The sequence below is a fragment of the Suilimivivens sp. genome (assembly GCF_037359455.1).
GTDB lineage: Bacteria > Bacillota > Clostridia > Lachnospirales > Lachnospiraceae > Suilimivivens > Suilimivivens aceti.
The window spans coordinates 1-12,357 of the sequence record NZ_JAXXXI010000008.1; the positions used below are offsets into that span (position 1 = coordinate 1).

The following is a 12,357-nucleotide window of genomic DNA, read 5'->3' on the forward strand; positions in this document are numbered from 1 at the left end:
AGGAAAAGGCAGAGGAACAAAATATATCATTAAGTGATTGAGAACATAGAGGGTTTAAATTACACAATCTTTCAATAACACAAGGAGAAAATCATAGGATAAGAATTTTATTTATCTGCCACGGCAGATTATGTCGTTTCTTCTAGAAAGCCAGTAATAGCAAGGGCTTGCGGGTATGCGAGGTTAAAAAATAACACAAAAATAACACTCTTGCGGGGATGGGAGAGGCTTATTAGAAGCTAAAACTGTAGGGGTGGACATGGAACTTGAAGACAAGGAAAATGGGGATGTGATAGAGGGAGAGGATCAGCTGGGCTGGTCCTTTTTCAGTGGAGTTAAACTTGTCTGAGTAATATGCTACAAACAAGTTTGTGGGCTGAAAAAACCAAAATAAAAGTGCCGAAAAATACAAGACGCAAAACATTAAGTAAACGCAATAATTAAACGCAAAATATCGAATTGATTTGACTTTTTGTGTTTTACTGAGGTATAATTTGCGTAAGATGAGGAATAATATTGCGAATGACAGGAGCTGATATATATATGAAAACTTGTAAAGAAAAGGCTTTAGAGTGGAATGTTTCTCCACGTTCCGTAAATGATATGTGCAAAAAAGGAAGAATACAGGGTGCAATAAAAGAAAAAGGATCTTGGTTAATTCCAGACGACTCTCCAAAGCCAATGGATGGAAGAGTGTCTAATGGAAAATACATCAAGAAAAATATGGTTGCGAAAGCAGAAGTTAAATCATTACCAATCGGCATCTCTGACTATGTTCGTGCGCAGGAAGAATATTACTATGTCGACAAGACGTTATTAATCAAAGAATTCTTGGATCAAAAGCCATTGGTATCTTTGTTTACGAGACCAAGGAGATTCGGAAAGACCTTGAATATGGATATGCTCAGAGTGTTCTTTGAAATATCAGATAAGAATACTAGTAAGTATTTTGCCGATAAAAATATTTGGCAATGTGGAGAAGAGTATCGTTCACATCAAGGAAAATATCCAGTCATATTCTTAACTTTTAAGGATGTTAAATTTGATACTTGGGACGCAACAATAGATAAAATAAGGGGACTACTTCAAGAAGAGTATGGAAGACATCAAGAGCTACTAAATAGTGATAAGCTCTCACAATATGAGAAGGAGTATTTTACAAAGATTATTAGCGCTACAGCTAATGAAGTGGAGCTTACTTCTTCGCTAGAAAGACTATCTAAAATGCTTGCTTCACATTATGATAAGGCTCCAGTAATCATTATTGATGAATATGATACTCCGATTCAAGAGGGATACTCTAAGGATTTCTACGATGAAATTATTGGATTCATGAGAAATTTCTTTTCAGGAGCATTTAAGGATAATAAGAATTTATCCTATGGTTTCCTAACAGGAATTTTGCGTATTGCTCAGGAAAGTATCTTTAGTGGTCTAAATAATTTAACAGTGAACTCCGTAATGGATGAAGAATACGATAGCTTTTTTGGATTTACAGAATCTGAAGTGAAAGCAATGCTCAGTTACTATGGAGTATCAGATAAAGAGGAGGAACTTAAAGACTGGTACGATGGATATTTGTTTGGTAGCGAAGAAATATATAATCCATGGTCTGTAATCAACTATATTTCCAAGGGATGCCTTCCTCAAGCATATTGGGTAAATACAGGAAAAAATGAAATCCTTGATGATGTACTAAGAGTGGCTACAGATGATATTACAGAAAGATTATATGACCTTTTGCAAGGAGAAAGAGTAGTTGCAAGAATTGATCAAAATGTGGTGTATAGATCGCTTGTGGAGGATCCAGCAAATATTTATAGCTTATTGTTGGTTGCTGGCTATTTGAAAACTCCTAAAAAGGAACTGCAAGCAGATGGTTCATATTTATGTGAAGTATCAATTCCAAATAGAGAGATTGCAGCTGTATATAAGAGTGAAATCTTGTCACATTTCTTGCAAACTGGAGCAATTACAAGGACTACAGCAAATAAGATTGCAGAAAGTCTTTATGCCAATGATTACAAGAAGTTGCAGAGCGCTATTGGGGAATATATGGATAAATCAATTAGCTTCTTCGATGGTGGAGCTGAAGGATTTTATCATGGTTTGATGCTAGGATTAATAGCATTAATGGATAATCAGTATAAGATTAAATCGAACCGAGAATCTGGAGATGGCAGATTTGATGTTTCTTTAATTCCAAGAGAAAAAAGGTATCCTGGTATTATTTTGGAATTAAAGTGGAAAGAAAAATTAAGCGATGTTGAGCTTGAAAAATGGTCTAATGAAGCATTAAAGCAAATTGGTGAGTTGCGATACGATTCTGAAATGAAAGAGGATGGAATTACGGAAATCTTGAAGTTTGGAATTGCTTTTTCGGGGAAGAAAGTATGTGTAAGAACTGAGTAGAACAAGAATTTAGTGCAAAGGAGGCGATAGTATGTTTCCAACAATTAATAAAAAAGAAACAGGTGTTAATCTTCGAAGAATTATGGATATGAGAGGAGTAAAACCAAAAGATATTCAAGAATATTTAGGGTTTGGATGTGTGCAGAGTGTTTATCGATGGTTGGATGGCGTTAGTATGCCAACAGTCGATAATCTGTATGCAATTAGCAAAATGCTTCAAGTTCCTATGGATTCAATTGTTTGTGGAAATGCTGGAAGAACAAAAAGTCAAATGGATGCATGTCTTACGGATCAGGAGAGAAGAGTTTATACCTACTATAAGAAAATGAGAGAATTAAATGCAGCATAATTTTTGAACTACAAGTTCAATGACATTATTATAAAAGGTTTCAATATACTCAAATACAAGCCTATAGGCATGTTTGTAGTTAATGATATGAAATCTGTTAAGCCATTCTCTTTTGATTAAGGAATGGAAAGATTCGATGCAAGCATTATCGTAAGGATAACCACTATGAGAATAGCTTCGTTGCATCTTTTCTGTGGATTTACGCCACGCATTTGAAACATACTGGCTACCACGATCTGAATGGATAATAAGTGGTAAATCAGTATTACGACAGGCTTTTGCCTTGTTGATTGTTTCGATAACTGTAGATACTTCCATAGTGTCTGCAAGAGTCCAGGCAATGATTTTTCTGGCATACAAGTCCATAACGCAGTTAAGGTATGCAAAACCATCCTGCGTCCAGATATAAGTGATATCTGTGCACCAGACAGCGTTAGGACGTTCTGGATTGAACTGTTCATTGAGAATGTTGTGGAGTTCCATGCTAAAATCAGAATCTCTGGTGGTAGTAGTCCACGGTTTGGTCCACTGGGCACGAATGCCCATTTCACGCATGTATTTACCTACGGTGCGCTGACTGATGGTTTCACCAGATTTACGTAGTTCCTGAGCAATTTTAGGGGCACCGTAATTCTGTTTTGAATAATCATATATTTTCTGGATTTCCTTTTTAACAGCATCTTTTCGCTGACGGGAAGGAGATACCTTTCGATGAAGAAAGGATCTGTATTCAGAGCGGGACACGCCTAAAAATTTCAGCATTCCGGAGATAGAGATGCGGCGTCCGGTTACTTTGGCAGCCTCTACCTTTGCAGAATCTTTATGCGATAAAAGAAAAGTGCCAGCACGGATCCATTCAGGTTCCATACAGTTACTATGACTGCGGTATACCGGATTATTTTACGAGTGTACCGCTGCACTGGCACAGTGAAATGGAATTAAATTACATAAAATCTGGAAATGGTTTTTTCAAATACGAGGATCAGACCATCTCTGCCAAACCGGGAGACATCTTTCTGATCCAGCCCAACGTCCTTCATGCTATCATGTCGGATGAGCACAGCTCTTTTTTTTATGATACCATTGTTTTTCATCAGAATATGCTGGTGGGAAGTTACGATGACCGTTGTTATACAGATATTCTGCTGCCGATCTTTTCTTCCAGACGAAGAGTTCTGGTCCCTGTATCTCAGGAACCCCCGGGGTATCATGAACTCCATGATTCGGTCCGGACTATTATGCAGTGTGCGCACAAAAATCTTGCAACGTCTGATCTGTTACTGAAAAGCGAACTGCTTCGCTTATTTTATCTGCTGGCATCGACACCGGGACTCTGCACCGAACACACGGTTTCGACAGAATCCCGGATGACCGAAACACTTCAGCCTGTTCTCACTTATATACAGAAACATCATTCTGAATCTGTCACCATAGAGCAGCTGGCAAAGATCGCTCATATGAGCAGCAGTTACTTTATGAGCTGTTTCAAACAGAATTTCGGTCTCGGAGCCATTGAATATCTGAATCAGGTACGTATCCGATCAGCATGCGACCTTCTGCGCAATACGGATCGCAGTATCTCCGACATTGCTTTCGATACCGGATTTCATAACCTTTCAAATTTCAATCGACAGTTTCGCACCAAGGTAGGATGTTCTCATCAGACTTACCGAAAAGAATCCGTTCTTTCCTGATAGATCCAGTAAGTGATCATCAACATGATCCAGGCGCCGATCCAGGCAGATACTTCTGCCAGAGCAACACCACGAAAAGCCAGATATGGAGTCAGCAGCTTTACCATGACCACTCGAAGAGACACTTCCAGGACTCCTGAAAGCATCGGAACAAACGTATGTCCCATGCCCTGACACCCGTTGCGGAACACAAACAGCCATCCCAGAGGAAACAGACAGATGCCTGTAACCGCCAGAAAATCTCTTGTGTAAGAAATAATCGACGCATCATTCAACATGAAAGAAGTCAGAAACTCAGGAATACACAGCAACATCAAAGCCAGTGGAATATTTATCAGGATCGTCAGGATAACTCCTTCCCGGATACCGGTACGTATCCGCTCCTTTTTTCCGGCACCATAATTCTGTCCCACAAAAGTAAGAAGTGCCAGGCCCACTGTATTTGCCGGCTGTTCAAAAAGACTGAGGATCTTGGTGCATGCCGCATAGGCAGCCACATAGCTTGTTCCCATATTGTTGACAAATGTCTGCAATACTATTCCACCCACTGCAGTGACAGAATTCATAACGGCAACAGGTAGACCTTTCAATGTCAGTCTTTTGATGATCACACTCTGTGGTTTCCAGTCCGTTTTTTTCGGGATCAGATTTTTTTCCCTTCCTATGTAGTAACAGCAGTAAAGCGCAGACAGAACCTGTGCCAGAACAGTGGCTAACGCTGCGCCCAAAACACCCATATGCAGCGGAAAAACGAATAACAGATCCATCAGAACATTAGCAATGGCGGAAATTATCATTGCAACCAGAGGCACCCGGCTGTTTCCGACGGAACGCAGAAGTGTCATGGCAAAATTATTAAAAATTGTAATGGTGGTTCCCGCAAGAATTGTTCCGAAATATTGCAGTGTTTCCGTCATCAGATCTTCCGGTGTATGGAGAAATGTAAATAATTGCCGCATGAAGGCCAGACTTACCACTGTGATCACAATCCCAATAGCCAGACAGATCCAGACAGACATTGCCAGCTCCTTACGAAGTTTTTCATAATTGCCACTTCCAAAAGACTGAGAAATACAGATTCCCAATCCTCCTGTCAGCCCAATTGCGAAACCAATGATCAGAAAATGTACGGAACTGGTATTTCCGACTGCTGCAAGTGCCGTATCGCCAATTCCTTTTCCCACCACCATAGAGTCTGCAAAGCTGTATAACTGCTGAAACAGATTTCCTGCCAGGATCGGCAGAAAAAACTGTACCAGTAAACGCATGCAGTTTCCCTGCGTCATATCATTTGTCGTGTTCTTACCCATTATGTTACCTCCTGATGTCTAAACGGTACTCTCCAAATACTGTCTGCTTTTAGCCAGTATTTTACTACTGAAATGATACTTTTTCTATGACATTACTATGCTGAAATATTAGCAGAAAGTTTCTTGTTTAAATTTTTTATGATGTTTTCAGAGTTATCTTTTGAATAATATCTCATTTTTGCTGCCGATAAATAGTCCATAATAATACCTCCTCTTCAAAATTAATTCTATCATGAAATGACATATAAATCTAATAAAGATATGCTTAAAAGACAAGAGTTCATAATGATTAGTGAACATCATAATATTTTTAGAGTAGCATCCAAATATCACAAACCGATTTGATGAGGAGAAAATACCAGAGCAAGATCCACCCGTGTATTACAGTATTGTCATTTTGACAATTTTGTATTACTTACGAGTAGCAGACCTTGATTGGGATTACGTCCCCATACCCACGTGAAAATATAATTGCTGGCAATTATATTTTAGCAGATATGCAGGCATATCTGGATAAGCGTCACAGACAACAAAATAAGGAAATTTTGATAAGGCATTCACCTGTAATAGGTGAGTGTTTTTTTGCTTTTAAGTATTCAATTAACCGAAAAAATAAAAAAATTTCCTCAGGGGGCTGTAAAAATGCCTCTCAGCGTTTCGTATTAATGAAAGGGTATTTTTTGCAGGAAAAATAAAAAATTTTCATCAAGAGCCTGTATTTATGCCCTTCATCTTTTGAATATGTGTAAGGACATTTTTTGAGCCGGCATAAAAATGATTTTTACAACAGTTAGAAACAGAAACGAGGCGAGAAAAGAATGAAATATGAATACATGAAGGAGTCTGAGCAGATGATTCAGTACTTCCAGTTTCCGAAGTTTTTGCTAAAACTGCGAATTTCTCAAACTGCAAAATATCTTTATATGATTTTGTATGACCGAGCACGGATATCGAGAATGAATAGCTGGATAGACAAGTATGGAAATGTTTATCTGATTTTTCCGATAGAGGAATTGTCTGCTCAAATCGGTAAATGTAAATCTTCTGTAAAAACAGCATTTGACACGAAAAACTCTTTCCAACACAAATCAAATTTAAGGAAAGAAAGAGGTAAATTAAAATGTCATTTTTTACAACAGCAGTAACAGGATTAAAGACCGTAGTAACAGCAATCGGAGCAGGTGTAGGTGTAGGGGGTGTTATCAACCTTCTGGAAGGTTATGGTAATGACAATCCCGGAGCAAATGCTCATGTGCGATAAAGTAACACAAAGATTTTGATAGGCAGCCACCCACTATTCCGTGCAACTTATAAGAAAAACTTTTGTAAAGGAACCTTGATAAAACCTCCTTATCCTACTATAATGAAAATGTAAAGGAACCTTGTCAAAACGGAGGTGACATTATTTGGAAAACAGGGTTGAAGAATTAAGGAAAAGATTAGGCATGAATCAAGAAGATTTTGCAAAAGCACTTAAAGTTTCAAGGCAAACCGTCAGTTCAATAGAAACGGGGAAATATAATCCCTCTTTAGAATTAGCTTTTGTAATATCAGATTTTTTCGGTAAACAAATTGAAGAAATTTTTATTCATGAAAGGAGTTGCAAAGATGAAAAAAGGTAATTTATTAGAGGGTATTTTGTTTGTTTTGGGAGGCATTATTCTTTTGGGTGTAGCACTGCTAACTGATAGTGTGCTGGACAGTTTGCTTATTGGTTTTGCTGCCGGAGCCATTTGTTCTGGTACTGTTATGACTTGTAAATACTTTTATTGGAATACATCTAAAAATAAAGAACGGTATCAAGAAAAAATAGAAAATGAAAAAATCGAACTTCACGATGAATTAAAATCAAAATTAAAAGATAAATCCGGGCGCTATGCGTATGCTATCGGGCTTATGACAGTTAGTATTTCAATAATCATCTTCTCCATATTGGGACAACTTGAAGTCATTGATAATTCACGCTTAATAGTGCTATATCTGGGCGGCTATTTAATTTTTCAAATTGTAATAGGTATCGTAATATTTAAACAGTTATTAAAAAAGTATGAATAGCAAAACCAGCCGAGCCAGTCAACGGTCAAGATGAACGGGCTTCGCCCGCCGTTGACAGCCCCGTCTGTTTTCGCAGTTGAGTAGACAAGGGGCAACAGCAAAAAATGCTGCCGCCCTTTATCATCATAAAAAGGCAACTATTAACCTACCATTGCCTCATGTGGGAGAAAGGGGGAATCATTTATGCCTTGCACAGAAGCATACAAAGAACACATTATGTACACGTTCAACGGCTTTTGCAAAGCTCATCTAATGGAGACATCCTTCATGCAAAGGGCTCTGTGGAAAATGAAGTGGAAGCAATTGTAAATGAAGGTGGAACAGGAAAGGAGGAAAATACTCTTAAGGAAATCAACTGTACGATCGGCACAGAAGATAATGCCATAAGAATTCAGGCGCAGATGCCGGATATGCCAGAAAATATTTACAATATGGTGCTTGGGGAAAATGATACACTTACAAAAGATCTTTTGAAGGATTTTCTGGGAAGTAATTCAGGTACAATAGATACCTGCTCTTTTTGAGTGAACGTGAGGGAATGTTGAAACACTACATTGAAGCAAAGGTATGGAGCGAGAAGAATTTGGCAAAATGTGTAGCAGTTGCACAGGGCGATGAAGCATATCTGTGATAATGATACTTCCGGAGAGATCCGGTCAATTTGAATGACGGTGCAAGACCGATGTGGGCAGAGTAATGACCTGCCACCTGTATGGATTTTTTGTTGTCTGCTGATGAGAGATAGGAGCATGGGTTCCTGTTTGTCATGGGCAGATAAAGTGTTGCCTATTATGAGAAAGATGGAGGTGTTGAAAATAGATAATACAGAGGCAAAAGTGAAAGGAAAGATGGTTCCAATATGGAAGAAATATATGCTAACAGTCGATGAGGCTGTTCAATATTTTGGAATTGGTGAAAAGAAGATAAGGATGCTGATTTCTGAAAATACTGATACTGATTATTGTTTTACGGTGCAGGTTGGGAATAAATCGTTGATTAATCGGCATAAATTTGAAGAATTTCTTAATCAAACCACTTCCTTGTAGAAATGAAAAATACAAAACTTTATCACTTTAAAGTGGTAAATGACGCCCTGGTATGATATAATATGGTTGTCGTGCTAGGGCTTCTTCGTAGAAAGGAGCAAAGACGTTTGAGTGAAAGAAATCGCAATCAGAAAAGACGTGATAAAAAAGGACGTATTTTACGAAACGGAGAAAGCCAGCGAGCGGATGGAAGATATGCATTTGTTTATACAGACTGCTTTGGAAAACAGAAATTTCTTTACAGTTGGAAGTTGGAATCGACAGATCCTCTTCCGGTAGGAAGAAGACCTTGCCAGTCACTAAGAGAAAAGGAAAAAGTCATATTAAGGGATATAAATGATGGTATTACTCCTTATGGTGATAATTTGACAGTTCTTGAGTTGGTAAAAAAGTATATTGCTCAGAAGACTGGGGTTCGCCATAATACAGCTGCGAATTATAATTTTGTTATCAACATTATTAAGAAAGAGGAATTTGGAGCATTAAGGATTGATAAGGTAAAACTGTCAGATGCAAAAGCATGGTTGATTAAGCTTCAGGCAGATGGTAGGGGATATAGCACCATTCATTCAGTTCGTGGAGTGGTAAGACCTGCTTTTCAAATGGCTGTAGATGATGATTTGATTCGTAAAAATCCGTTCGAGTTTCAACTATGTACGGTAGTTGTAAACGATAGTGTAACAAGAGAAGCCATAACCAGAAAACAAGCAAGAAAGTTCTTGGAATTTATTAAGAATGATGAGCATTATAAACGATACTATGATGGTATGTTTATCCTCTTTAAAACCGGACTTCGTATTTCAGAGTTCTGCGGATTGACACTTTCCGATATTGATTTTGAAGAAAAGCAAATCAGTGTAAATCATCAGCTTCAAAGAACCAGAGATATGAAGTATGTTATTGAAGATACCAAAACGTCAAGTGGAACTAGAATCATTCCTATGACTGAGGAAGTGTATGAATGTTTTAAGCGTATTGTTGAAAATCGTAAAAAGCCCAAGAAAGAACCTGTGATTGATGGATATAAGGGATTTCTGTTTTTAGATAAGAAGGATATGCCGGAAGTTGCTTTACATTGGGAAAAGCATTTTGAGTGGGCATTAGCTAAGCATAATCGAATCTATAAAGAGCAGTTACCAAAAATCACGCCACATGTTTGCAGGCATACCTACTGCAGCAATATGGCAAAAAGCGGGATGAATCCTAAAACGCTTCAGTATCTTATGGGACATTCAGACATTGGGGTAACATTGAATACATATACGCATCTGGGAGCAGAGGATGCCAAGGAAGAACTTGGCAAATATGCTAAGATGGCTTAAAAGATTAAGAAAATTGATACAACTAAAAGATAACCTAAGTGGAAAAAGTCTTTAGTAAAATGAGAAAATTAAGCTGTTTTACTAAGATTTTTACTAAATTTGGATGACAAGATATACGAATTTATGCCATGATATGCGACGAAAACGAAGAAAACAATCTATCACAGCAAATCGTAGAAAGTGGTGTAAAATCAAGGAAAATCAGTATTTTCAAGGAGTTTTTAAGGCATGATAAAAATATTATTTGTTTGCCACGGCAACATCTGCCGTTCTCCAATGGCAGAATTCATTTTAAAGGACATGGTTAATAATCTCGGGCTATCAGATCAGTTTGAGATTGCCTCAGCGGCCACCAGCGCAGAAGAAATCTGGAATGGCATCGGCAATCCGGTTTATCCACCGGCAAGGACGGAATTGGCGAAGCACGGAATCAACTGCGAGGGCAAGCGGGCGGTTCAGATGAAAGCATCTGATTATGATAAATATGATTATCTGATCGGAATGGATTCCATGAATATCCGGAATATGGAACGGATTACGGGGCATAGGAAAGGAGATAAGATATACAAGCTTCTGGAATTTGCCGGATTGGAGGCGGACTGCAGAGACCCCTGGTACACATCGAGATTTGATGAAACATATAGAGATGTGGTGACAGGGTGTACAGCTTTTTTGGAGTGCCTGCAAAAGGAAGGAAAGATCTGCTGACAGGCTGGAGCATTCAGAGGAATAACTGAAGAAAATGCACGTTAGTAATTGGAGAGTGCTCAAAAACCGTTGGTCATTTCAATGTGATTATGCTATAATAAGAACGATTTCGGGATCAAAATCTGTAAATCAGTGAAATGCATATCTGATTTTAAAAGGTTGATCTGTGAACAAACGTTAATATGTCAGGGTGGAGGTTATAGCATTGAAAGGAAAGGATAGTTTTGCACAGAAGTTAAAGAAGATTTTTATGTTGCTGATCGGGGTATGCTGTGTATCAGAATTATATGCGATTCTCGGTATGGCAGGGGTTGGTAATAAGGTGATCAATATTATTGTTCATGGCCTTTTGTTGATCATAAATATTGTGATTGCAGTGAAGGGATATGGTGTTCTGACCAGGAAATTATTTGCGCCCATTGCTGAGATGGGAGAGGCTGTGAACAGTCTGGCTGAAGGAAAGCTGGACGCAGAGATTACATATAATGAAGACAATGAACTTGGAAAGCTCGCTGAAAGCTTCCGGAGAGCATTTGATAATCTGCGGACAGTGATCGGTGATCTGACAGAGATCCTTGGAGAATTTGCTAAGGGTAATTTTAATGTCAGGAGCAAGCACAAGGAGGCTTATGTTGGAAGCTATGCCATCGTGCTTGAAGAACTTGTGAACCTTGTGAAAGAATTCAGTGATACTATGGGAGATATTGATGCAGCAGCCGAGCAGGTGTCTGCTGGATCCCATGACTTGGCATCCAGCTCTCAGGAACTGGCACAGGGAGCGACAGATCAGGCAGCTGTAGTAGAAGAATTGCTTGCAACTGTTACTGAAGTAACTAGTCAGGTAGTAAGGAATACAGAAACTACGGACAAGGTACATGAGAATGCTAAGATCATCGGTGAACAGGCACAGATAAGTAAGCAGAAGATGGCAGAGCTGACAGCAGCCATGGAGAAGATCAAGGAGACTTCCGGCAAGATTGAAGAGATCATTGCAGATATTGAGGAAATTGCATCCCAGACGAATCTCCTTTCCCTGAATGCAGCGATCGAAGCGGCGAGAGCGGGAGAGGCTGGCAAGGGCTTCGCAGTTGTGGCAGACCAGATCCGCAAGCTGTCAGAAGACAGCTCTGCAAGTGCAGTTACCACGAAGAAACTGATTGATGAAGCAATCAGCGAAGTAAAGAGTGGCAATGATATTACCGCAGATACCGCAGAGGCACTGAATAAGGTGAGCGACGAGATGGATAAGCTGGTAGATGCAGTTGCCACGATCAGAACAGCTTCTGATAAGCAGGCTGCTTCTGTGAAGGAGATTGAGCAGAGCGTCAACCAGATCAGCGGTGTGATCCAGAACAATTCTGCAGCAGCGGAGGAAACCTCTGCAACCAGCCAGGAGCTGTCAGCGCAGTCGGTTACATTGAAGGGACTGGTAGAAAAGTTTCAGTTAAGAGAGGATTAATT

12 protein-coding genes and 2 pseudogenes are annotated in these 12,357 nt (G+C 39.1%); 12 read left to right on the plus strand and 2 right to left on the minus strand.

What is annotated here, in order from left to right:
* Window positions 1-543: 543 nt before the first annotated feature.
* Together WJQ40_RS01070 and WJQ40_RS01075 are read left to right on the plus strand one after the other, a co-directional pair.
* Entirely contained in the window at window positions 544-2,412 is a 1,869-nt protein-coding gene (locus WJQ40_RS01070; RefSeq protein WP_337537627.1) for an AAA family ATPase, read from the plus strand.
* 31 nt (window positions 2,413-2,443) lie between these two features.
* Window positions 2,444-2,761 carry a helix-turn-helix transcriptional regulator gene (locus WJQ40_RS01075; RefSeq protein WP_055274060.1) on the plus strand — a complete coding sequence of 106 codons (318 nt, stop codon included), beginning with the start codon at window positions 2,444-2,446 and terminating at the stop codon, window positions 2,759-2,761.
* Here WJQ40_RS01075 and WJQ40_RS01080 read toward each other — a convergent pair.
* Window positions 2,747-3,628 (minus strand): IS3 family transposase, encoded by an 882-nt coding sequence (locus WJQ40_RS01080; RefSeq protein WP_262573921.1) that lies wholly within the window; start codon window positions 3,626-3,628, stop codon window positions 2,747-2,749. The two genes, WJQ40_RS01075 and WJQ40_RS01080, sit on opposite strands and share 15 nt — an antisense overlap.
* Between WJQ40_RS01080 and WJQ40_RS01085 the strand changes: the two genes are divergently transcribed.
* Window positions 3,571-4,455, plus strand: a complete 885-nt coding sequence (locus WJQ40_RS01085) for an AraC family transcriptional regulator (RefSeq protein WP_337537628.1) — start codon at window positions 3,571-3,573, stop codon at window positions 4,453-4,455. The two genes, WJQ40_RS01080 and WJQ40_RS01085, sit on opposite strands and share 58 nt — an antisense overlap.
* On the opposite strand, the gene WJQ40_RS01090 is transcribed toward WJQ40_RS01085, so the two are convergent.
* Window positions 4,428-5,765, minus strand: coding sequence for an MATE family efflux transporter (locus WJQ40_RS01090; RefSeq protein ID WP_262573918.1), 1,338 nt, complete (start codon window positions 5,763-5,765; stop codon window positions 4,428-4,430). The two genes, WJQ40_RS01085 and WJQ40_RS01090, sit on opposite strands and share 28 nt — an antisense overlap.
* Window positions 5,766-6,583: 818 nt before the next feature.
* Between WJQ40_RS01090 and WJQ40_RS01095 the strand changes: the two are divergent.
* The 9 genes and pseudogenes from WJQ40_RS01095 to WJQ40_RS01135 form a co-directional block, all read left to right on the plus strand.
* Window positions 6,584-6,823 (plus strand): annotated as a pseudogene (locus tag WJQ40_RS01095) (replication initiator protein A); the annotation flags it as partial.
* A 62-nt stretch (window positions 6,824-6,885) separates the two neighbouring features.
* Window positions 6,886-7,014 (plus strand): annotated as a pseudogene (locus tag WJQ40_RS01100) (Maff2 family protein); the annotation flags it as partial.
* A gap of 157 nt (window positions 7,015-7,171) precedes the next feature.
* A complete protein-coding gene (locus tag WJQ40_RS01105; RefSeq protein WP_120409313.1) occupies window positions 7,172-7,387 on the plus strand; it encodes a helix-turn-helix transcriptional regulator in 216 nt (71 codons plus the stop codon).
* Entirely contained in the window at window positions 7,374-7,820 is a 447-nt protein-coding gene (locus WJQ40_RS01110) for a hypothetical protein (RefSeq protein WP_337537629.1), read from the plus strand. Before WJQ40_RS01105 ends, WJQ40_RS01110 begins: the two co-directional genes overlap by 14 nt.
* Before the next feature lie 293 nt (window positions 7,821-8,113).
* Window positions 8,114-8,344 (plus strand): hypothetical protein, encoded by a 231-nt coding sequence (locus WJQ40_RS01115; protein ID WP_337537630.1) that lies wholly within the window; start codon window positions 8,114-8,116, stop codon window positions 8,342-8,344.
* Window positions 8,345-8,569: 225 nt separating this feature from the next.
* Window positions 8,570-8,866, plus strand: coding sequence for an excisionase (locus WJQ40_RS01120; protein ID WP_337537631.1), 297 nt, complete (start codon window positions 8,570-8,572; stop codon window positions 8,864-8,866).
* Between the two features lie 107 nt (window positions 8,867-8,973).
* Complete coding sequence (locus WJQ40_RS01125; RefSeq protein ID WP_337537632.1) at window positions 8,974-10,188, plus strand: site-specific integrase; 1,215 nt, start codon at window positions 8,974-8,976, stop codon at window positions 10,186-10,188.
* Window positions 10,189-10,416: 228 nt separating this feature from the next.
* Entirely contained in the window at window positions 10,417-10,896 is a 480-nt protein-coding gene (locus WJQ40_RS01130; protein WP_337537633.1) for a low molecular weight protein-tyrosine-phosphatase, read from the plus strand.
* A 205-nt stretch (window positions 10,897-11,101) separates the two neighbouring features.
* Window positions 11,102-12,355 (plus strand): HAMP domain-containing methyl-accepting chemotaxis protein, encoded by a 1,254-nt coding sequence (locus WJQ40_RS01135; RefSeq protein WP_262575863.1) that lies wholly within the window; start codon window positions 11,102-11,104, stop codon window positions 12,353-12,355.
* The last annotated feature ends 2 nt before the right edge of the window (window positions 12,356-12,357 follow it).